This is a genomic window from Cellulosimicrobium sp. 4261 (assembly GCF_040546915.1).
In the GTDB taxonomy this organism is placed as follows: domain Bacteria; phylum Actinomycetota; class Actinomycetes; order Actinomycetales; family Cellulomonadaceae; genus Cellulosimicrobium; species Cellulosimicrobium cinnabarinum.
The window spans coordinates 44,326-66,921 of record NZ_JBEPOQ010000016.1; the positions used below are offsets into that span (position 1 = coordinate 44,326).

Below are 22,596 nucleotides of genomic sequence, written 5' to 3' on the forward strand. Positions count from 1 at the left end.
GGTGGTCAGCGCTCTCGTCTGCGACCCTGACGGGATGACGGCACCTCGGACGGCGCGCGCCCTGGCGCGCGAGACCCTCACGCGCGAGATCCTCGACGCCGCCCGCGCGCGGCTCGTCGCCGACGGGCCCGCCGCGCTCTCGCTGCGGGCCGTCGCGCGCGACGTCGGCATGGTGTCGTCCGCCGTCTACCGGTACTTCCCGAGCCGGGACGCGCTGCTCACCGCGCTCCTCGTCGAGTGCTACGACGAGCTCGGGGCCGCCGTCGAGGCCGCGGAGGCCGTCGTCGCGCGCGACGACCTGCCCGGTCGCTGGCTCGCCGCGTGCCGTGCGCTCCGCACGTGGTGCGTCGCGCGTCCCGGGGAGTTCGGGCTGCTCTACGGCACCCCCGTCCCGGGGTACGCGGCGCCGCAGGACACGGTCGAGCCCGCGACGCGCGTCGTGCGGGCGCTCGTCCGGGTCGTCGCCGACTCCTGGGCGGACGGCGAGGGCCCGGTGCCCGCACCGCCGTCGGGCGGGGAGGCGGCCGCGCTCGTCGCCCCCGCCGTCGCGTACGTGAGCGCGCGCGGGCTGACCACGCCCGACGTCCCGCCCGAGGCCGTCGTGCGCACGCTCATGGCCTGGACGACCCTGTTCGGCACGGTGTCGTTCGAGCTCTTCGGCCACCTCCACCGCACGGTCGCCGACTACGCCGACTGGTTCGACGCCGTCGCGCTGCGGGTCGGGGCGGACGCCGGCGTGGTCCCGCGGTCGCCTGCGCGCTGACCGGGCCGACGACGTGCCGCGCCCGGTCGTCGGGGCTCGCCCGGAGCGTGCCCACGGTATGGATGCGGCTTTGCCGCCGCGTGGCCGGTAACCTGGGGGTTCTGGTTCCTACGAGCACGAACGAGGTTCACGTGCCCACCGGCAAGGTCAAGTGGTTCGACACCGAACGCGGGTTCGGCTTCATCGCCAACGACGACGGCGGCGAGGTCTTCCTGCACGCCTCCGCCCTGCCCGCGGACGCCCCCGCGCCCAAGCCGGGCGCTCGCGTCGACTTCGGCGTCGCGGACGGGCGCCGTGGCCCGCAGGCGCTCGCCGTCACGTTCCTCGACCCGGCGCCCTCGGTCGTCAAGGCGAAGCGTCGCTCGGCGGACGAGATGGCGGTCATCGTGGAGGACCTCATCAAGGAGCTCGACGGGATCGGCAACGGCCTGCGCCGTGGCCGCTACCCGGAGAAGGGCAAGGCCACCAAGGTCGCCGCGGTCCTGCGCGCGGTCGCGGACGAGATCGAGGCCTGACGATGTCCGCCGTGGCAGCCGCAGAGGAGCGCGTCCGAGGAGTCTCCGCGCGCGCGGCGCGGGACGCCGTGCTCACGGGCGCGGTCGAGCTCGCGCGCGCCGCGGCGCAGGAGGTGGCCGAGAGCCCGGAGGACGTGGGGGAGCACCTCGGCACCGTCGCCGAGGCGGACCGCCTCATCTCCCACCGGTTCGCGTGCACGATGCGCGGCTACCGCGGCTGGCACTGGACGGTCACGCTCGCGCGCGTGCCGCGCGGCCGGACGGCCACGGTGTGCGAGGTCGAGCTGCTGCCCGGTGACGGTGCGCTGCTCGCGCCGTCGTGGCTCCCGTGGTCCGAGCGCCTGCGCCCGGGCGACGTCGGCCCGGGCGACGTGCTGCCCTTCCGCGCGGACGACCCCCGCCTCGAGCCGGGCTACGTGCCGACGGGAGACGAGGACCAGGACGTCGTCGCGATCGAGGAGCTCGCGCTCGCCCGCGCCCGCGTCCTGTCGCCGCAGGGCCGCGACGAGGCCGCGGAGCGCTGGTACCGCGGGTCGCGCGGCCCGACGACGCGCGGCGCCGTGGCCGCCGCGGCCGACTGCGGGTCGTGCGGCTTCCTCGTGCCGCTCCAGGGCAGCCTCGGCCAGGTCTTCGGCGTGTGCGCGAACGAGTGGTCGCCGGACGACGGCAAGGTCGTGAGCCTCGACCACGGCTGCGGCGCGCACTCGGAGACGGACGTCGAGCCGCAGCGCAGCGAGTGGCCTGACCCGGACCCGCTCGTCGACGAGCTGCACGTCGAGATCGTCACGCTCCTCGAGTCCGCGGTCGCCCGGAAGGAGGCGGCCCGGGACGGGGCCGCGCCGACGGAGACCGCCCCGGACGAGACCGCCCAGGAGGCGACGGTTCCGGCGGCGCAGGACGAGCCGACGCCGGTGACCGACGTCCCGACGTCGGTCACCACCGCGCCGGAGGCCGCCGTGGCCGGTGAGCCGGCCGACGGGGAGACCGCGCCCGATCCCGACGCCGCGCCGGACGCCGTCGTCGACGCCGCGCCGGACGAGCCGCGGGAGTGACGCGGGACGTCTTCGGGACGGCCGCGCTGCGTCGTGCGGTCCTGGAGGCGTGGCGGTCCTCGCCGACGCGCCTGCGTGAGGACGCGAACACCGAGGAGGACCACGCCCACGGGTCGTACCGGGGGCGGGTCGTCGTCGAGCTCGCGCAGAACGCGGCCGACGCCGCCGCCCGCGCGGGCGTCCCCGGTCGGCTCCGGCTGAGCCTCCACGCGCCGTCCGACCTCGGCGGGCGCTGGGTGCTGCGCGCGGCCAACACCGGCGAGCCGCTCGACGCGGCGGGCGTCGCGTCGCTCGTCGCGATGCGGGCCTCGGCCACGGGCCGGGGCGCGGGTGCAGCCGGTGGCCCGCGCACGGTCGGGCGTTTCGGGGTCGGCTTCGCGGCGGTCCGCTCGGTCGCGGACCGCGTACGCGTCGGCGCGGGAGACCGTGCCGTCGAGCTCTCGCTCGACCGCACGCGCGCCGCGCTCGACGACGTGCTGTCGGACCGCCCGGACCTCGCCGCCGAGGTCGCGGGCCGCGGAGACCGGCTCCCGGTGCTGCGGCTGCCCTTCCCGGCACGCGTCGAGGTGCCGCCGGGGTACGACACGGTGGTCGAGGTCGAGCTGCGCGACGACGCGGCGCTCGACGCCGTGCGGGCCGAGCTCGCGGACGTCGGCGACCCGCTGCTGCTCGCGCTGCCCGCGCTCACGGAGGTCGTCGTGGCCGGCGACGGCGTCGTGGAGCGCCGGGTCGCGGACGTCGACGAGCGCTGGACGGTGCTGCGACGCGAGGGGACGCTCGACCCCGCGCTCCTCGCGGACCGTCCCGTCGAGGAGCGTGGCGCCGACCGCTGGTCCGTCACCTGGGCGCTGCCCCACGACGCGGCGGCTCCGACCGTGCTGCACGCCCCCACCCCGACGGACGAGCGGCTCACGTTCCCGGCGCTGCTCCTCGCGACGTTCCCGCTCGACCCGGCGCGCCGGCACGTCCCGCGGGGCGCCGTGACCGACCACGTCGCGCACGAGGCGGGTCGCGCGTACGCGGCGCTCCTCGGGTCGCTCGCGGCCGACCGCGGCGCCGACGTGCTCGGGCTCGTGCCGACCGGGCTGCCGACGAGCGCGGTCGACGAGGCGGTCCGCGCGGCGGCGACGACGGCCCTGGCCCGCACGCCGCTCCTCCCGCTCGACCTGCCGCCCGATCAGCCCGACCCCACGCGGGACGATCCGTGGGGGGACCTGCCGAGCCTCGCGGAGCACGACGAGCCCGACGAGCACGGCGCGCCGCACCGGGACGGGCGGCGGCTCCTCGCGCCCGCCGAGGCGCGCGTCCTCGCCGGGGACGTGGGCGACGCGCGCGTGCGTGCCGAGCTCGGGGCGGCGCACCTCGTCGACGTGCCGGGACCGCTGCGCGCGGTCGCGCGGTCGCTCGGGGCGCAGGTCGTCGATCTCGCCGACGTCCTGGACGACCTCCCGCTCGTCGCCGACCCCGCGCGCTGGCGGGCGCTGTACGACGCCCTCGCGCCGCACGCAGGGGACCGGTCGGTGCTCGAGGCGCTGGGCGCGCTCCCGGTCCCGCTGCTCGGCGGGCAGGTCGTGCGCGGGGCGCGCGGCCTGCTGCTCCTCGACGACGACCCGGACGACGGCACGGACGGCGGCACGGACGACGGCACGGACGACGGCACGGACGGCGGGACGCTCGACGCGCGGGACGCCGCCGACCTCGGTCTCCGCGTCGTCGACCCGCGGGCGGCGCACCCGCTGCTCGAACGGCTGGGCGCGCGGGCGACGGACCTGCGCGCGGTGCTCGCCGACGGCGCGGTGCGCGAGCGCGTGCTGGCCGCCGCCGCCGCCGCGGAGGCGGACGACGACCCCGCCCCCGAGGTCGAGCGGCTGCTCGCGCTGGTCGCCGCCGCGCTGCGCGACGTGCGGGACCCCGACGACGCGCTGCCGTTCTGGTGGGGCGAGCTCCCGGTCCCGACGACGGACGGCGGCTGGTCGCCCGCGCGTGGCTGCGCACTGCCGGCCACCTGGGCGGCGGACGCGCTCGACGGGCTCGACGTCGTCGACCCGGGGGTCGTCGCGCGCTGGGGCGAGCCGGTGCTGCGCGCGGTGGGCGCGGCGGCGGGGCCGACCGTGCTGCGGGTGCGCGACGTCCTCACGCCCACGTCGGACGACGACGAGCCCGACCTGGACCCGCACGCGCCCGAGGGCTGGCTCTCCGACTGGGCCGGGTACCTCGAGCACCTCGCGGCGACGCTCGGCCCCGAGGCGTACGTGGGGGACGTGCTCGCCGTCGCGGACCTCGACGCGGTGGCCGAACACGCGTGGCCCGACGTGCTCGCCCGGCTCGCGGGCGACCCCGCGGCGCGGGAGGCGCTGCTCACGCCTGTGCGCGCGGAGGGCGGGCGCACGACGGCGGCGCGCTCGTACACGGCGTGGTGGCTGCGCGAGGAGCTCGGCGGGCCGTTCGCGCTCGACGGCGGCCCGGCCGCCGCGTTCCTGCGTCCGGCACCGCCCGAGGTGGCGGGGCTCGACGACGCGTCGCTCGCCGCCGTCGGGGGTGTGCACGACCTCGCCGAGCTCGACCCGGAGGAGTGGGCCGACCTGCTCGACGGGCTGCCCCCGGTCGGATCACGGGTCGACGCCCGGGCGGCGCTGGCCCTGTGGCGCGCCCTGGAGACGCTGGCCGGGCGCGGGGTACGGCTCGACCCGCCCCCCGGGCGGGTGCCCGCGCTGCACGGCGGGGCGGTCGTCGTCGCGCCGGCCGACGACGTCGCGGTGGCCCCGGACCCGATGTGGGCCCCGCTGCGCCCGCTCGTGCCCGCCGGACGGGACCTGGTCGAGGACGTCGCGGACCTGCTCGACGTCGCGACGGTCACCGGTACCGCTCCGGCGCCGGACGCCGCCGGGCACCGCGAGGACGTCCCGGCCGAGGTGGTGGCCGTCGTCGGTGCGCCCCTGCCACGCACCTGGGAACGGCACGACGACCTCCGCGTCGACGGGGTCGCGGTCCCGTGGTGGGTCGAGGGTCGTGGGGGAGCGGGCGTCGTCGTGCACGCGACCGGCCCGGCAGGGCTCGCGGCGGCACTCGCCGTGGTCGCGGGACGTCACGGCGCACGGCACGTGCTCGAAGAGGTGCTCCGCGACCCGCGCGGGGCGCAGGGCACGGTGGCGCGGACGGCCTGGGACGCCCCTCAGTCGTCGGCGGACGCGCGGTAGCGGGTCCGGTTCCGCCGCTCCCAGACGAGGCCGAGAGCGCCGAGCGCGAGGCCGACGGCGCACGTCGCGACCGCGCGGGGCGCGAGCGTCCCGGTGGCGAGCAGGACGGCGCACACGACGAGCGCAACCGTCCAGAGCGCCATGCCGGCGAGGATGACGACGCGCAGGTCGACCCGCCAGGGCGCCGGGTCGGGGCGCCGGCGTTCGGGGTGGAGGAGGAGGGTCACGACCGAGGGCACCCGAGCATCGTAGCGACGGGCCGCTCTTTTCACCCCCACGGCGCGTCACACGCGTGACCTGCGTCTCTTCTCCTTCTGGTGTGAGCACACGTCCGGAGCACCCGCAACCGCGCGCTACGATGCAAGCGGCCCGCCACGCTCTCCCGCTCGTGGTCGCCCGTCCAGCTCGAACCGCCCCGGTCTGTGGGTGGGAACTCCCTCACGCCTTCTCCGTACGCTGCGTCGCGTGCTGCGGAACGCCAGACCTGGACACCTGTCCAGTGAATTCCTCCGCGACATGCAGTCGACGTGAGAACCGCAGGATCCTGCGGCTCGGGACCTTCCGGACAGCGGTCGTCCGGAACGCCTTCTCACCCGGGTGAAAGCCCTCGTTAACCCTCGTTATCGCACTTTCTCGAACCTAGGATGAGTCGCCATGCAGGGTGTGGAGCCGACCGGAGGTGGACGCATGTCCCACAGCGTCACCGACGACACGAGACGAGGTCTGCGCACCCTTCTCACCGCGTCGCCCGCGGCACGCATCCGTGCAGCACGGGCCGCGTTCGCCGCGCAGGGCTGGGAGGTCGCGTACCGCCGTCGGCTGCTCGTCACCGACACGGTCGTGATCGTCGTGGCCGTGCTGGTCGCCTACTTCCTGCGCTGGGACGCCGTGATCGACGAGCCCGTGAGCCGGGCCCGTGTCCCCTACGTGGTGCTGTCCGTGCTCGTGGGCGTGGCCTGGTCGGTGTCCCTCGTGGCCAGCCGGACGCGCGACCCTCGCGTCATGGGCAGCGGGCCCACGGAGTACCACCGGGTTTTCGACGCGTCGTGGCGCCTCTTCGCGGTGCTCGCCGTTCTCGCCTTCCTGCTCCGCTTCCCGGAGACGCGGGGCTACCTCGCGTTCGCCTTCCCGCTCGGTCTCGCCGGGCTGCTCGCGGGCCGGTACGCCTGGCGCCAGTGGCTGCACCGTCAGCGCGCCCACGGCGGCATGCGGTCCGCGGTGCTCGCGATCGGGCACCGCGACCAGGCCGAGCGCCTCATCCGCGACCTCAACTCCCGCGACGAGTCGGGCTACCGCGTCGTCGGCGTGTGCGTCCCGTCGGGCGGGTTCGGCGCGGGGGAGGAGATCCACGGCGTGCCGGTCCTCGGCGAGCTCCGGCACGCGGGCGAGGTCGCGACCCGTGTGGGCGCGGACGTCGTCGCGGTCTCCGGCTCGGACGCCATCACGGCCGAGGTGGTGCGCCGCCTGGGCTGGGAGCTCGAGCCGTACGGCGTCGACCTCATGCTCACGGCGGAGCTCGCGGACGTCGCAGGTCCCCGCATCACCATCACGCCCGCCGAGAGCGTCTCGCTCCTGCACGTGGACGCGCCCCGCTTCACGGGGCCCAAGTTCGCCGTGAAGTCGGTCGTGGACTGGACGGGCGCGGCCCTCATCACGCTCGTCGCGCTGCCCGTGCTCGTCGCGGTCGCGCTCGCCGTCCGGCTCACGAGCCGCGGTCCCGTCCTCTATCGCCAGGAGCGCGTCGGGCGCAACGGCCGCACGTTCTCGATGTTCAAGTTCCGCTCCATGCGCGTCGGCGCCGACCGCGAGGTCGAGCAGCTCGAGGAGCAGAACGACGGCTCCGGCCTGCTGTTCAAGATGCGTGACGACCCGCGCGTGACGCCCGTCGGCCGGGTGCTGCGCCGTTACTCGCTCGACGAGCTGCCGCAGCTCTTCAACGTCCTGCGCGGCGACATGAGCCTCGTCGGCCCGCGGCCCCCGCTGCCGCGCGAGGTGCAGAAGTACGAGAAGAAGGTCCGTCGTCGGCTCCTGGTCAAGCCCGGTCTCACGGGTCTGTGGCAGGTCGGTGGCCGGTCGGACCTGTCGTGGGAGGAGAGCGTCCGCCTCGACGTGTACTACGTGGAGAACTGGACGATGTTCGGCGACTTCCTCATCCTCGCGCGCACGGCGCGCGCGGTGTTCTCCGGCTCCGGGGCCTACTGAGGCCCGGCCGGGATGTCGGGGCGGGCAGGAGGAGGTGCGTCGTGCGGGTCTCGGTCTCGGGAGGCGGTCGGCGCGGCGTCCTGCACGCGGCCTGCCTCGCCGCCGCCGGGCACGAGGTCGTGCTCCTCGACCCGGACCCGCGCGCGCTCGCCGCGCTCCGCGCTGGGCCCAGGGCCGCTGAGCCGCGGCTGCCCCGGCTCCTCGCGCTCGGCCTCGTGAGCGGGCGCCTGCGCCCGACGACCGACCGCACGGCCGTGGCCGGGGCGCGTGTGCACCTGCTCTGCGTCGGCGCCGGGTCCGCGCCCGACGCCGGGGGTGCGGCGCGCGTCGCGACGCTGCGGGACGCGCTCGACGGCCTCGCCCCGCACCTCGGCCCGGGCGACCTCGTCGTCGGGCGCGCCCGCGTCCCCGCGGGCACCGCCGAGCTGCTCGCCGCGTGCCTCGCCGCGGACGGCGTCCCCGCCACGGTCGCCTGGGTGCCGGACGAGCACCGGCCGGGCCACGCCGTCGTCGACCTGCTGCACCCGGCCCGGGTCGTGCACGGCGTCCCCGCCGGCCCGGCCGGGGAGCGGGCGAGCGCGATCCTCGACGTGCTGCACGCGGTCCAGCTCGCCTCGGGCGCGCCGCGCAGCGTCACCGACCTCGCGACGGCGGAGTCCCTCGGGCACGGTCACGGCGCACCCCGCGCGCACGACGACGGCGCGGCACCCGGGGCGGCGGACGTGGCGTCGAGCACACCCCGGGCGGCGCTCGACGCCGTCGGCGCGGCCTGACGTGCGCGGACGACCCCGACGGGCGATGCCCGACCGTGTCCGGCGCGTTACCGCGCGGTCACACGGTTCTGGCAGCATTCTCCCCATGTCCACCCCCACCTCCGTCCGTGAGGACGAGCACGCCCCCGCGCCTGCGCGCGGCGCGATCGACCGCTTCTTCAAGATCACCGAGCGCGGCTCGACGATCGGCACCGAGATCCGCGGCGGTCTCGTGACGTTCTTCGCGATGGCCTACATCATCGTGCTGAACCCGCTGATCATCGGGACCGTCCAGGACGGCACGGGCCAGTTCCTCGGCGGGGGTGCCGAGCCCGACTTCGGCAAGATCGCCGCGGCCACCGCGCTCGTCGCGGGCGTCATGACGCTCGCCATGGGCGTCTTCGCGAACTTCCCGCTCGGTCTCGCGGCCGGTCTCGGCCTCAACGCGGTGGTCGCGTACTCGATCGCGTCGCTGCCCGGGGTCACGTGGGCGGACGCGATGGGCCTCGTCGTCATCGAGGGCCTCATCATCCTCGTGCTCGTGCTGACCGGGTTCCGCGAGGCCGTCTTCCGGGCGGTGCCGCTCGAGCTGAAGACCGCCATCAGCGTCGGCATCGGCCTGTTCATCGCGCTCATCGGCCTCGTCAACGCGGGCTTCGTCACCGCGGGCAGCGGCACGCTCCTCGCGCTCGGCAACCTCGGCACGTGGCCGATCCTCGTGTTCGTCGTGGGCCTCGTGCTGACGATCGTGCTGTGGGTCCGCAAGGTCAAGGGCGCCCTGCTCGTCGCGATCCTCACGGCGACCGTGCTCGCCGTCGTGCTGGAGAACACGCTCCACATCGGCGCGAAGGCCCCCGACGGCTCGAACCCGGACGGCTTCAACCTCAACGCGCCCACGTTCGACGGCGTCGTGCAGGTCCCGGACTTCGGCCTCCTCGGCCAGTTCTCTCTCCTGGGCTCGTTCCAGAACATCGCGACCGTCACCGTGATCCTGCTGGTGTTCTCGCTCCTGCTCGCGGACTTCTTCGACTCGATGGGCACGATGGTCGCCGTCGGCGCCGAGGCGCGCCTCAACGACGCCGAGGGCGTCCCGCCGCGCTCGCGCGCGATCCTCGTCGTCGACTCGATCGCCGCCGCGGCCGGTGGTGCCGGGTCCGTGTCGTCGAACACGAGCTTCGTCGAGTCGACGACGGGCGCCGGCGAGGGTGCCCGCACGGGCCTCGCGTCGGTCGTCACGGGGATCGCGTTCCTGCTCGCGACCTTCCTGTCGCCGCTCGTCGCGCTCGTGCCGTACGAGGCCGCGGCGCCCGCGCTCGTCTTCGTCGGGTTCCTCATGATGACGCAGATCGCCGGCATCTCCTGGAAGAACGTCGAGATCGGCATCCCCGCGTTCCTCACGATCATCGTCATGCCGTTCACGTACTCGATCGCGGACGGCATCGGGGCGGGCTTCCTCGCTTTCGTGCTCATCAAGCTCGCGCTCGGCAAGGTCCGGGCGATCCACCCGCTGATGTGGGTCGCGGCGGCGATGTTCGTCGTGTACTTCCTCCTCGGCCCCATCCGGGACGCCCTGGGCCTCTAGGCTCGGCCCATGACGAGCGCGGCGGACGAGCGGTCGGGGGAGGCGTCGGTGGACGACGCCCTCCCCGGCGCTCGTCCGCCCGCGTTCTACCGCCTGGAGAACACCGTCCAGCGGTACGACTGGGGCTCGACGTCGGCGATCCAGGACCTCCTGGGGGTGGCACCGGACGGTCGTCCGGCGGCCGAGCTGTGGATGGGGGCGCACCCGCTCGCGCCGTCGCGCGTCGTGCCCGACGGCGCCGCCCGCCCGGGCGGGACGGCGGACCCGGGCGCGGCGACGGCGACGGGCACGACGCTCGCGGACCTGGTGCGCGCGGACCCGGCGGGGGTGCTGGGCCAGCGCGTGCTCGACCAGTACGGGCCCCGGCTGCCGTACCTCCTCAAGGTGCTCGCGGCCGAGCGCGCGCTCTCGCTCCAGGTCCACCCGCACCCGCACCGCGCCCGCGAGGGGTTCAACCGCGAGAACCGGGAGGGCGTGGCGCGCGACTCGCCGCTGCGCAGCTTCCACGACGACCAGCACAAGCCCGAGATGGTCGTGGCGGTCTCCCGCTTCGAGGGCCTCTCCGGATTCCGCCGGCCCGCGCGCATCCTCGAGCTGCTCGACGGGCTCGACGGCGCGCTCGCCGGACGGATGCGTGACACCCTGCGCGCCCGCCCCACCGAGGCGGGCGTCCGCGAGGCGTTCACCCTCGCGCTCCACGCCCGCGCGGAGCCCGACGTCGCGGACGACCTCGCGCTGACCGTCGCGTCCGTGCGGGCCCGCGCCGAGCGCGAGCCGGCGGTGCCCGCGCCGGGCGGCCGACGCACGTCGCGCCGCGCCGACGCGACCGTCCTCGCGCTCGCGGAGCAGCACCCGGGCGACCCGGGCGCCGTCGTGTCGCTCATGCTCAACCGCGTCACGCTGGAGCCCGGGGAGTCGATGTTCGTCCCCTCGGGGCACGTGCACGCGTACCTGTCGGGGTGCGCCGTCGAGATCATGGCGAGCTCCGACAACGTCCTGCGGGCCGGGCTGACGAGCAAGCTCGTCGACGTCGACGCCCTGCTCGAGTGCGCCACGTGCACACCGGGCCCCGCCGCGCGCCCGCGCCTGGTCGACGACGGCAGCGGCCTCGTCGCCTACCGCCCGCCCGTCGCGGAGTTCGCGCTCCGGGCAGGCCGCGTCGCCGGAGCGGTGGCCCTGCCCGCCGCCGGCCCGCGCGTCGTGCTGTGCCTCGACGGCGCGGTGGCGCTCACGGCCGCGCCCCGGGCGGACGCCGGTGCCGAGCGCCGCGCGGACGCCGAGGCCGAGCCCGGGACGCGGCTCGTGCGGGGGGAGTCCGTGTTCGTCCCGCACGGCACCGGGGCCGTCGTCGTGGACGGGGAGGGCGACGTCGTCGTCGCGTACGTGCCCTGACCGGCGCCTCGGACCGGTGCTCCCGCAGTACCGGCACAGCGGTACTATGTGCGCGGCCGGAGTACGACGTGAGCGCCGGCTGCGAACGGACGAGACGGTGGCATGGACGCACGGGGGGGCTCTCGCCTCGATGACGCACGCAGAGCCTTCTGGCACCTTCGTCGGGGCGGTTTGTCCCAGTTCCGCACCTATGTTCGTCGACGCGGCGTGCCGCGGCTCGCGGGTTCCTCGGGGGCGAGCCGTTCCGACCACGGGGTGACCTTCGAGCCCTGGACGGTCTCGGACCGTCCGGCTGCCCGCCCCGACCTGCGCGTCGGTGTCGTCCTCGACGACTTCTCCCGGCTCGCCCTCGGGTTCGAGTGGGACCAGGTCGTCCTCACCCCGACGTCGTGGCGCGACGAGCTCGACCGCGAGCGCGACGGTCGTCCCGGGCTGGACCTGCTGTTCGTCGAGTCCGCGTGGAACGGGAACGGGGGCGCCTGGCAGTACCACCTCACCGGGACGTCGGCCCCGCGTCCGGCGTTCGTCGAGCTCGTCGCCGCGTGCCGCGAGCGCGGCGTGCCCACGGTCTTCTGGAACAAGGAGGACCCGGCGCACTTCGAGGACTTCCTCGACGCGGCGGCGCTGTTCGACCACGTGTACACGACCGACGTCGGGCGGGTGGACGCGTACCGCGAGCGGCTGGGCCACGACCGCGTGGGGGTCCTGGCGTTCGGGGCGCAGCCCGCGATCCACAACCCCGCGCGCGCGCACGGCGACGGGCCCTCGGGCGACGTCGCGTTCGGCGGCATGTACTTCGCGCACAAGTACCCGGAGCGTCGGGCGCAGATGGACCTGCTGCTCGGCGCGGCCGTCGACGTCTCGCCGCGCATGCAGCACGGTCTCGAGATCTTCTCCCGGTTCCGGGGCGGGGACGAGCGGTACCAGTTCCCGGAGCCGTTCGGGTCGTGCGTCGTCGGGTCGCTCGACTACGACCGCATGCTCACCGCGTACCGCGAGTACAAGGTGTTCCTCAACGTGAGCTCGGTCGTCGACTCGCCGAGCATGTGCGCGCGCCGCGTCTTCGAGATCACGGCATGCGGCACGCCCGTGGTGACGACGCCGAGCGCGGCCATCCGCGAGTTCTTCCCGCCCGACGAGGTGTTCGTCGTCGGGGAGCGCGCCGAGGCGGCGCACACGATCCGTGCGCTCGTCCGCTCGCGCGAGCTGCGCGACCGCGCCACGCACCGGGGGCAGCGGCGGATCTGGCGCGAGCACACGTACGGGGCGCGGGTCCAGCGCGTGCTGCACGACGTCGGGCTGGCCGGCTCGGCGACGGTCGCTCGCCCGAGCGTCTCTGCCCTGGTCTCGACCAACCGCCCGGGCCAGCTGGACCACGTGCTGCGAACCGTGGGCGCGCAGCGCGACGTCGACGTGCAGCTCGCGCTCCTCACGCACGGGTTCGCCGTGCACGAGGCGGACGTGCGGCTGCGCGCCAAGGAGGCCGGCATCGAGGACCTCGTGCTCCGCACGGCCGGTGACGACGTGTCGCTGGGGGAGTGCCTCAACCGCCTCGTCGCCGCGTCCGACGGTGACGTCGTCGCGAAGATGGACGACGACGACCTGTACGGCGAGCACTACCTGTCCGACCAGCTCGACGCCCTGGCCTACTCCGGCGCCGAGATCGTGGGCAAGCATGCCCACTACCTGTACGTCGCCTCGCTCGACGCGACGCTGCTGCGCTTCGCCGAGCGGGAGCACCGGTACACGGACTTCGTCATGGGCCCGACGATCGTCGCGACCCGAGGCCTTGCCGAGCGGGTGAAGTTCGCCTCGGTGGCGCGGGGCGAGGACACCGGCTTCCTCCGGTCGGCGGTGGACGCCGGGGCTCGCGTCTTCGCCACGGACCGCTTCAACTTCGTCCAGGTGCGCTCAGGGGCTGCGCACACCTGGGACGTGTCCGACGCCGAGCTGCTCGCGAGCGGCGAGGTCCAGTTCTACGGTCGTGCCGACCGGCACGCCTTCATCTGAGGGGGAACATGAGCAGCACCAGCGTGTGCGTCGTGGGGCTCGGCTACATCGGGCTCCCGACGGCAGCGATCCTCGCGTCGAACGGCGTGGACGTCATCGGCGTGGACGTCAACGAGCGCACCGTCGAAGCGGTGAACCGTGGCGACGTGCCCTTCGTGGAGCCCGACCTCGCGACCTACGTCGCCGGCGCCGTCACCCAGGGCACGCTGCGCGCAGCGACGAAACCCGAGCAGGCCGACGCGTTCATCGTCGCGGTCCCCACGCCGTTCACCGACGGGCACAAGCCGGATCTCTCCTACATCCAGGCCGCGGCCGAGGCCATCGCACCGCACCTCGCTGCCGAGGCTCTCGTGATCCTCGAGTCGACGTCGCCGCCCCAGGCGACGCAGCAGATGGCGGACTGGATCCTCGCCGCGCGCCCCGACCTGTCGCTCGACGGGTCCGAGGGGCGCGCCCGTATCCACGTGGCGCACTGCCCCGAGCGAGTGCTCCCGGGTCGGGTCATGATCGAGCTCGTCACGAACGACCGCATCGTCGGTGGTCTGACGGCAGACGCCGCCGAGCGGGCCAGGGAGCTCTACCAGGTGTTCTGCCAGGGTGAGATCCTGCTGACCGACGCGGTCACCGCCGAGATGGCGAAGCTCGTGGAGAACTCGTACCGCGACGTCAACATCGCGTTCGCGAACGAGCTCTCGCTCATCTCCGCCGACCTCGGGATCGACGTGTGGGAGCTGATCCGGCTCGCGAACCACCACCCGCGTGTGAACATCCTCCAGCCCGGCCCGGGCGTGGGTGGCCACTGCATCGCGGTCGACCCGTGGTTCATCGTCGACGCCGTGCCGGAGCGGGCACGGCTCATCCGGACGGCACGCGAGGTCAACGATGCCAAGCCGGACTACGTGATCTCGCAGGTCAAGACCTATGCCGACCGCTTCGACGCGCCGCGGATCGCCGTGCTCGGCCTGGCCTTCAAGCCGGACATCGACGACCTGCGCGAGTCGCCCGCGCTCGCGATCACGGTCCGCCTTGCGGAAGAGATCGCGGGCGCGACGATCTGCGCGGTCGAGCCGCACATCGAGGAGCTGCCGGCTGTTCTCGCCGGACGGCCAGGTGTCGAGCTCAGTGACCTCGACAGCGCGGTCGGCGAGGCGGACATCGTTCTCGTTCTCGTGGACCACACCGATTTCAAGGACGCCGATCGCCAGCGGATGCGTCTGCGGGAGAAGATCGTCATCGACACACGCGGCGTGTTTCGTTGAGCCGAGCGTCCACGCGGAGGACGAGTCGCCTCGGTCGGCGGGTGCTGCAGCGCGTCGCACGGACGCGGTTCGGCGCTCGGCTGGTCCGGTCCACCGCCGAGTCAGGAGCCCAGGCGCTCCGTGCGGACGCGCAGGGGATGCGCGCAGAGAGCAGCGCCCAGTGGCGACGTGGCGACCGGGAGGACGCGCTCGACAGTCTCCGGCGCTCTCTCCTGATGGATCCAGGTTCCTCCGACGTCTGGTTGCTGTTCGGTCAGAGGCTCATCGAGACGGGAAGGTCCCAGGCGGCGCTCGTCGCACTGCGCAACGCCCTTGACCTCGAGCCGTCCAACCTCGTGGCTCTGGAGCTGTACCACGACACCGCACGGCTGCAGAAGGTCGGCTCGGCGAGCCTCGTGACCCTCCTCGATCACCTTGCGGAGCGCGCGTCCGGCCTCCCCGGCAAGCACCGGGGCATGCTCGATTTCGCGATCGCTCACCAGCACCGCCGGCTCCTCGACATCCTGGCCGACAGCCCCGACCCGTTCACCCGGTTCGTCGTCCTGCTCGAACGGACGGAGGACAGCGGGCCGGGACGTGCGGGGGGGAACGCCGCTTCCTGGCACGAGGAGCAGCTGCCACCACGAGACCGAAGCGTGGCGCGTGCCGTGCACGCTCTCGCCCGAGGTCGAATCGAGGCCGCCCGCGACGCGCTCGCCGAGATCGCGGTGGAGGACTATCCCGTCGAAGCCATCCGCCGGGCAGTTCGCCGCGCTTCCGCCCGGGAGGACCTCGCTGCCACCGTCGCCGCCCTGCGCCTCTACCTGGCCGTCAGGCCGGACGACCCCTGGGCGAGGAGCAAGCTGGAGGCGAGCCAGAGGAAGTCCGCCGTCTCGGCGCTGAACGCGTCGATCCTCCGCGACGGATTCACGCTGCCCGACCGCGAGGACGCCACATACCCGCCCCGCGCGGACAAGGCGCTGTACCTGCTCCACGGGTCCCTGCCCCACGTGTCGAACGGGTACGCGACGCGATCGCACGGGCTGCTCACGGGCATGATCCGGTCGGGATGGGACGTCGACGCCTTGACTCGGCCGGGCTTCCCGTACGACCTCGCGCAGGTCACCGGCACGGAACCGCACGAGCACGAGCTGGTCGACGACGTGTCCTACTTCCGGACCTCCGACGGGCCGGTCTCGATGGACCCGGTGAGGGAGTATGTCGCGACCTACGCCGACGCGGTCGTGCGGCGGGCGCGAGCGGTGCACCCGTTCGTCATCCACGGAGCCTCGAACCACGTGAACGGGTTGGCAGCAGTGAGCGCGGCACGACGACTGGGCGTCCCGTCGGTGTACGAGGTGCGTGGGTTGTGGGAGATCACGCGAGCCTCCCGCAACCCGGGCTGGGCGTACAGCGACCGCTTCCGTGTGATGAAGCGGTTGGAGACGGATGCGGCCCAGGCAGCCGACCACGTCCTGACGATCACCGCCGCTCTCAAGGAGGAGCTCGTCTCTCGAGGCGTGGACGACTCCAAGATCACGGTCGTCCCGAACGGTGTCGACGCCTCGCGCTTCGAACCGCTTCCTCGCGACGTCGAGCTCTCTCGGGAGCTAGGGCTCGACGGGCTGCGAGTGATCGGGTACGTCGGCTCCGTCCTCGACTACGAGGGCATCGGGCTGCTGCTCGAGGCGGTCCAGCTCCTCGCGGCCCGGCGCGCCGACTTCCGGGTGCTGGTCGTGGGCGACGGAGCCGAGCGCGCGCGCTTCGAGCGAGAGTCCGTCGAGCGGGGCCTCGGTGAGCTCGTGACGTTCACCGGCCGCGTCCCGCACCACGAGGTCGAACGCTACTACTCGCTCGTCGACATCGCGCCCTTCCCGCGGCTGCCCCTTCCCGTGTGTGAGATGGTGTCGCCGCTGAAGCCGTTCGAGGCCATGGCCATGGGCAAAGCAGTCGTCGCGTCGGACGTGAAGGCTCTCGCGGAGATCGTCGACGACGGGGTGACAGGCCTGCTGCACGCCAAGGGTGATCCTGGGAGCCTCGCCCGGGCGCTCGAGCAGCTGTTGGACGACGACGTGCTCGCGGACACGCTCGGGGCCGCGGGGCGGCGCTGGGTACGGTCGGAGCGCGACTGGAGCGTTCTCGCCGAACGAGTCTCCGACGTCTACCGCTCGCTCGGGGGCAGGACGGGACGCCCGGGCCACGGATCGAGAGGATAGCGCGTGCGACGAAATCTCAAGAAGGCCGTGGTGGTCGGCGGGGCCGGGGCAGCGACGGTTCTGCTTCTTCTCGCGCTGGCGACCGTGACAGGAGCGTGGTGGGTGGCTCTCGCGGCCGCGCTCCTGGGCTGTGGTCTGGTCGTCGCGCTCTGCGCGCTCGTGCTCCGACTCGCTGAGCGGCAGCAAGCATCGAGCGATCGGGTCTCCACCCTGGCCAGGAGGCTCGAGGCCCAGGCGGGGGCCACGAGGAGCGACCTGTCGGCGCTCACGACGAGCGTCACGACCGTCGGGAAGGATCTCAAGGTCCTGCGGCGCCGCGTCCCCGCAGGCTTCCTCGAACCGATCAGCTCCGACGTCGAGTCGCTCAGCTCGGATGTGCGCAACGTGCGCCGAGTCGCTTTCGAGACTGCCCTCCAGCTCGGTCGTGATCCCCGGCGGGTTCTCCCGGTCGACCAAGCAACGGATCTGTTCCAGGACTACCTGGAACGCGGTGAGCTGCTCCAGCTGCGTCCGTTGATCGAGGATTTCGGGCTCCTCCGTCAGCAGAAGCTCGCGACGCTGCGTCGTCTCTACCGCTTCTACCGGGGCACGGGGTACTGGGATCTCGCCGAGCGGTGCATCGCGGAGGTGGCGCAGAGGTCCGGACGGGACACGGACAGCCAGGCGCTCGACAAGATCCGGCACGAGATCGAGCTGTTCACGAACCCGACCCTGGTGAGCGTCGACCTGGCTGAGGTCGATGCACGCGATCCGGGCGGTCCCGTCCTCCACATGGTGGGGCGAGTCCTTCCCGAGACCCAGACCGGGTACACGCTGCGCACGCAGTACACGGCCATGGCCCAGGCGAAGAAGGGGCTTCCCGTTGTCGTCGTCGGTCAGTCCGGTGTCACCGATCGTGTCGTCGAGGAGACCGAGCACTACCGCCACGAGGGGATCGACTACTACGTGCTCGCCGGCCCGGCCCGGAACGAGACGCTGGTCGACGAGTGGTTGCGCCAGAACATCATCGCGCTCGACCGGCTCGTCAAGCGGGTACGTCCCAGCCTCCTGCACGCGCACTCCGACTTCTTCAACGCACTGATCGCGACCGCCGTGGGACGCGCGAACTCGATCCCGACCGTGTACGAGTCCCGCGGGTTCTGGGAAGAGTCATGGCTCTCACGGACGATCACCGCGAACGGATGGACGGGCCACGAAGAGACACTCTTCGCGATGTACGGAAGGCCCGCCGCGTACGACCTGCGCAAGCATGCGGAGGAGGTTGCCCGGACGCTCCCCGACCACGTGTTCACTCTCGCTGAGGTCATGCGGGAACACATCGTGGACTCCGCAGCGGGCATGATCGCAGACGACAGCGTGTCGATCGTCCCGAACGCCGTCGAGGCCACGAGCTTCCCGGTCCAGGAGCGCGACCACGCACTGGCTGACGAGGTGGGGCTTCCTCGGGACGCTCTCGTCGTCGGGTACATCTCCTCGATCGTCGAGTACGAGGGGATCGACACGCTGATCGAGGCCTTCCAGCTGGCGAGCGCCGCTTCCCACCAACCGATGTGCCTCCTGCTCGTGGGAGACGGTGGGTTCCTTCCGACGCTCCGGCGTCTCGTGGAGTCCAAGGGCATCGAGAACGTGTTCTTCACGGGGCGTGTGCCGCACGAGGACGTCCTGCGGTACTACGGCCTGATCGATGTGTTCGTCGTCCCGAGAAAGCCCTCGAAGGTCGCCGATCTCGTGACGCCCCTCAAGCCGTTCGAGGCGTTCTCGACGGGTCGGGCCGTCGTCCTCTCCGACGTCGGGGCCTTGCGAGAGATCGCGGACGAGTCCGGTGTCGTCGAGACTTTTCACGCCGGCTCGCCCGACGACCTTGCGCGAAAGCTGCTCGCCCTCTGTGACACGGAACGGCGCCGTGAGCTCGGTGGTAGGGCGGCGCGCTGGGTCCGCAACCACCGGTCGTGGGACAGCAACGTGAACGAGTACTACCGCATCTACCGGGAGCTCGGTTATGACGGACCCAAGAACATGGTGATCGAGAGCGAGCTCGACCTCCAGGAGAGAGGGATCAATCCTGGGGAGCTGCTCGAAGGACTCGCGACGGCCGACGTCCCGGCGATCAAGGGCAAGGGCTGGTATTCGATAGACGAGTTCCGCCAGTCCGCGAGCTCCATCCTCGAGGAAGGTTGGCGTTACGAGAACTTCGATCCGGTGCCGGTCGCGCGGATCGACGACTGGTCGCGGTATGGCGCCGAGCACCGTTCGTGGGGATTCCGGCTCCACGCCTGGGAGTTCATGGATCCGCTGATCCGAGCGTTCGACGAGACGGGCGAGACGTTCTGGCTCGAGGAAGCAGTAAGGATCGCGGGCAGCTGGTTGCGTATTCACCGGAACGCGCCAGAGGGCGACGACCCGATGGTCTGGTACGACATGTCCCAGTCCCTTCGTACGCCCCGCCTCGTCGGCCTGACTCTTCGCGCGGCGCGATTCGCTGAGCTGCGCGACGACACCGTGGTCCTGGCTGACGCCGTCGCTTGGCACCTCGACGAGCTGCACAAGGATCGGGCCTACAACCCGAACAACAACCACGGCTTCTACTGTGCCGTCGCTCAGCTCCACGCCGCCAAGTACGCGTGGATGTTCCCCGACGCGGGAGCGACGGGGCGAGAAGGTCGTGAGCGGCTCGCGCGGATCGCGACGACGCAGTTCGCCGCCGACGGTGTGCACCTCGAGCACTCGCCTGACTATCACCGGATGCTGCTCAAGTCCTTCGAGCAGGCCGTCAACGACGGACTGATCGACGACCCCGAGATCGAGGAGAGGCTCGTCCGGGCGGCGCAGGTCCTGGGCTGGATGATCCAGCCCGACGGGACGCTCGTGCAGTTCGGGGACTCCCCGGAGCGGCTCATGGTTGTTCCGAACGCCGACTCGATCGATCCGGAGACGCGCTACATCGTCTCCGACACCGCTCGCGGCACGAGGCCTTCGGCGGAGCTCGCCGTGTATGCGCAAGGGGGATACGCGTTCGTCCGGTCGCCCCAGCCCGAGCGGCCCGGCGACCTGCGAGAGAGCGGATACCTGGCCTTCAGCGCAGCCTTCCACTCGCGAGCGCACAAGCACGCGGACGACCTCAACGTCGTCTGGTATGACCGCGGACACCAGATCCTGACCGATGCGGGCAGGTTCGGCTACGGCGATCTGCTCCCGGCGGACTCGCCGCTGCGCGAGGAGGGCTTCTACTATGCCTCGCCCGAGCGGCAGTACGTCGAGAGCACTGTCGCGCACAACACGCTCGCGCTGGACGGCCGGAACCAGGAGCGACGTCCGCGCGCCCCGTACGGGAGCGCCATGGGCGAGTGCCGGGAGGAGGGCGGCGTCTTCGATCTGTCGGCACGCGTGCACCACACGGACTACATCCACCGCCGCCGGGTGGTGTACCGGCCAGGACGCGAGCTCCTGCTCAAGGACTCCGTGTTCTCCCAGGCACCGGAGGCTCGGACCGGGACCCTGTGGTTCAACGTCGCCGGTCACTTCGAGCTCGAGAGCGTCGACGGCGTCGTCGTGTTCTCCACGCCCGGGGCCACGCGGCCCATCAGACTCGTGATCAGCGGGCCTGGTTCACTGGTCTCGCCCGTGCGAGGCCAGGATGTGCCGTTACGTGGTTGGCGATCACGGACGGACCATCAGCTGGAGCCGGTGTGGTCTCTCGGGTTCAGCTTCCCTATCGAGACGCGCGCTTCCGTCAGCACCGCGCTGAGGATAGAGACGGAGAACTCGTGAGGCGGCGGACCCGGAGGCTGTCTCGCGTGTGACCGCCGCGAGCGGTGCCCAGAGACGTGCTGCGCGACAAGACTACTGAGGGAGCTTGCTTTGCATTTCATCGTCGTCTCGTCCCAACAAGGCGATCTGGGCCCGGTCGCGGGCGTTCGTCGGGAGTCGCTGCCCGCGCCGTTCTTCCAGCCTGGCTATCGCTCGGAGTTCCGATTCCGGTCGCCGAGCGGTCGTCGACTCGTGGACTGCTACTCGTACGAGGCCGAGTTCCCGGAGGAGTGCGCGGAGGTTCGCACGAGCGGAGTCCGGATCTTCCACGGGTACTTGTTGGGGCCCGAGGAAACCTCAGACCTGTCTCCTCGCTCGAATTACTACGGGGTGTATTCTCACGGTGTCGTCGGTGACGAGGAATGCGAGTTCGGGTCGGACGAGCTGGGCTTGTCCCCGCTTTATCACGCGAGTGCCGACGGCTATACCTTCGTGGCGAACAACCCGCACCTGATCGCTGAGTACATGGATCGCCTCGGCTTGCGCGTGCGCCCGGAGCCCTCGCTGCCCCTGTGGCACACGATGAAGATCACCGTCGAGTCGGACAACACCGGCTACGAGGGCATCCACCGGGTGCGGCCCTGGCGCTACCTGAGCATCGGCAGCCAGGACGAGGTCCGTTCTCCAGCGAAGGAGAAGGTCGCTCTGCCGGAGAGCTATGACGAATGCGTCCAGCTCTGTGTGGACGAGCTGCGAGCGGGGATGCGATCGATCGTGGAGAAGTACTCCCGCCTGAGGTCTGATCTCACGGGTGGGTACGACTCCCGGCTCACGTTCGCCTTCATCCTCGACGGCGGCTACCAGGACCGGTTCACCTTTCACACGGGTGGCGTGGACGAGAACCCTGACGTCGTGGTCGCCACGCGACTGGCAGAGGCGTACGGGCTGGATCACCTGAGGTCGCTGCCTCGGTACGTACCGGTTGACTTCGACCTCGCGGCGTACGACGACGCGGTGCGGTACCGCGCCGTGCGCAACGCCATGGAGACGTCGGAGGTGCGGATGGGTGGACGATGGAGCAAGAGCGCCGCCGACTACCCGGAGAACTCCTCCTGCTCTCTCAACGGGAAGGGTGCGATCTTCGCGAAGTCGTACGGGGTATCGGGGTTCGAAGCCCGCATGCGACGGCGGTTCCGTGGGACGGAGGTCGATTTCGCCAATCTCACGGCCGAGCAGCTCGAGTGGGCGCCGGAGTGCTTCGGATGGGCCGACTCGTTCCGTGGGCTGCTCACTGACCGGGCTTTCGAGACGTCGCGTGCCTGGCGGCGGTACATCGTGGACTTCGGGTACGAACGTTTTCGTGAGAGGACGGGCTACGCCGACACCCTCTCCGCCTACCAGTACCGCACCCACAACGCGAACCTCGACATCATGGACGCGAACTGCATCTTTCTCTACTCGCCCTTGGTGCTCGAAGTCAGTCGTCGGCTCGCTCCGGGGCTCAAGCAAGCGGGCAAGCTCTATTTCGACATCATGTACAAGCTCAACCCAGAGCTGTGCTTCTTCCCGTACGAGAACCGCGTCTATGATCCGGCGATCTATGCGGACTATCCTCAGGACGTGCGGCAGCGGCTCGCAGCGGTGCCACCGGCGGTGGGTAGCATCGAGTCGGTCTCCAATCGCAGCGCGTTCGAGTATCTCCTCCCGCTGCTGAGGGATTCGTTGATCGACATGCTCCCGGGCTCCGTCTTCGACTATGTCGATCGCGACGCGGTCGCCGAACGGTTGCGGGACGTGGAGTTCGGCGTTCGTGCCTACCCGCTGATCAGTCTCTACGGGATCGCCAAGTGGCACGACGTCGTCGGTGAGCGCTTCGGGGGATGAGGGGCCGGGACGCGCCCGCGTCGCTCTGCTGGCGTGGCACCCGTGA

The 22,596-nt window shown here is 72.3% G+C and carries 14 protein-coding genes; 13 read left to right on the forward strand and 1 reads right to left on the reverse strand.

Annotation, left to right across the window (positions count from 1 at the left end; all coding sequences use genetic code 11):
• Positions 1 to 34 precede the first annotated feature (34 nt).
• The 4 genes from ABIE39_RS16365 (at position 35) to ABIE39_RS16380 (ending at position 5,527) form a co-directional block, all read left to right on the forward strand.
• Positions 35 to 763 (forward strand): WHG domain-containing protein, encoded by a 729-nt coding sequence (locus ABIE39_RS16365; protein WP_175008986.1) that lies wholly within the window; start codon positions 35 to 37, stop codon positions 761 to 763.
• Between the two features lie 131 nt (positions 764 to 894).
• Positions 895 to 1,278 (forward strand): cold-shock protein, encoded by a 384-nt coding sequence (locus ABIE39_RS16370; RefSeq protein WP_034651071.1) that lies wholly within the window; start codon positions 895 to 897, stop codon positions 1,276 to 1,278.
• A 2-nt stretch (positions 1,279 to 1,280) separates the two neighbouring features.
• Complete coding sequence (locus ABIE39_RS16375) at positions 1,281 to 2,330, forward strand: DUF3027 domain-containing protein (protein ID WP_354052603.1); 1,050 nt, start codon at positions 1,281 to 1,283, stop codon at positions 2,328 to 2,330.
• A complete protein-coding gene (locus tag ABIE39_RS16380; RefSeq protein ID WP_354052605.1) occupies positions 2,327 to 5,527 on the forward strand; it encodes a sacsin N-terminal ATP-binding-like domain-containing protein in 3,201 nt (1,066 codons plus the stop codon). Before ABIE39_RS16375 ends, ABIE39_RS16380 begins: the two co-directional genes overlap by 4 nt.
• On the opposite strand, the gene ABIE39_RS16385 is transcribed toward ABIE39_RS16380, so the two are convergent.
• Positions 5,503 to 5,766, reverse strand: coding sequence for a DUF2530 domain-containing protein (locus ABIE39_RS16385; protein WP_108049455.1), 264 nt, complete (start codon positions 5,764 to 5,766; stop codon positions 5,503 to 5,505). The genes ABIE39_RS16380 and ABIE39_RS16385 overlap by 25 nt on opposite strands.
• A gap of 448 nt (positions 5,767 to 6,214) precedes the next feature.
• Here ABIE39_RS16385 and ABIE39_RS16390 point away from each other — a divergent pair, with 448 nt between their 5' ends.
• The 9 genes from ABIE39_RS16390 to ABIE39_RS16430 all read left to right on the forward strand — a co-directional run bounded on the left by ABIE39_RS16390 (position 6,215) and on the right by ABIE39_RS16430 (position 22,550).
• Positions 6,215 to 7,729 carry a sugar transferase gene (locus ABIE39_RS16390; protein ID WP_074808178.1) on the forward strand — a complete coding sequence of 505 codons (1,515 nt, stop codon included), beginning with the start codon at positions 6,215 to 6,217 and terminating at the stop codon, positions 7,727 to 7,729.
• A gap of 41 nt (positions 7,730 to 7,770) precedes the next feature.
• A complete protein-coding gene (locus tag ABIE39_RS16395; RefSeq protein ID WP_209829878.1) occupies positions 7,771 to 8,502 on the forward strand; it encodes a hypothetical protein in 732 nt (243 codons plus the stop codon).
• An 85-nt stretch (positions 8,503 to 8,587) separates the two neighbouring features.
• The gene (locus ABIE39_RS16400) at positions 8,588 to 10,063 is read left to right on the forward strand and encodes an NCS2 family permease (protein WP_074808173.1); all 1,476 of its coding nucleotides are present in this window, start codon (positions 8,588 to 8,590) and stop codon (positions 10,061 to 10,063) included.
• Positions 10,064 to 10,072: 9 nt separating this feature from the next.
• Complete coding sequence (gene manA, locus ABIE39_RS16405) at positions 10,073 to 11,455, forward strand: mannose-6-phosphate isomerase, class I (RefSeq protein ID WP_354052607.1); 1,383 nt, start codon at positions 10,073 to 10,075, stop codon at positions 11,453 to 11,455.
• Between the two features lie 255 nt (positions 11,456 to 11,710).
• Complete coding sequence (locus ABIE39_RS16410; RefSeq protein WP_354052609.1) at positions 11,711 to 13,465, forward strand: glycosyltransferase family protein; 1,755 nt, start codon at positions 11,711 to 11,713, stop codon at positions 13,463 to 13,465.
• Between the two features lie 8 nt (positions 13,466 to 13,473).
• The gene (gene wecC / locus ABIE39_RS16415) at positions 13,474 to 14,724 is read left to right on the forward strand and encodes a UDP-N-acetyl-D-mannosamine dehydrogenase (RefSeq protein ID WP_354052610.1); all 1,251 of its coding nucleotides are present in this window, start codon (positions 13,474 to 13,476) and stop codon (positions 14,722 to 14,724) included.
• A 137-nt stretch (positions 14,725 to 14,861) separates the two neighbouring features.
• Positions 14,862 to 16,919 (forward strand): glycosyltransferase, encoded by a 2,058-nt coding sequence (locus ABIE39_RS16420; RefSeq protein WP_354052612.1) that lies wholly within the window; start codon positions 14,862 to 14,864, stop codon positions 16,917 to 16,919.
• A 3-nt stretch (positions 16,920 to 16,922) separates the two neighbouring features.
• On the forward strand, positions 16,923 to 20,687 hold the full coding sequence (locus ABIE39_RS16425) for a glycosyltransferase (RefSeq protein WP_354052613.1): 3,765 nt from the start codon (positions 16,923 to 16,925) through the stop codon (positions 20,685 to 20,687).
• A 90-nt stretch (positions 20,688 to 20,777) separates the two neighbouring features.
• Positions 20,778 to 22,550 carry an asparagine synthetase B family protein gene (locus tag ABIE39_RS16430; RefSeq protein WP_354052615.1) on the forward strand — a complete coding sequence of 591 codons (1,773 nt, stop codon included), beginning with the start codon at positions 20,778 to 20,780 and terminating at the stop codon, positions 22,548 to 22,550.
• The last annotated feature ends 46 nt before the right edge of the window (positions 22,551 to 22,596 follow it).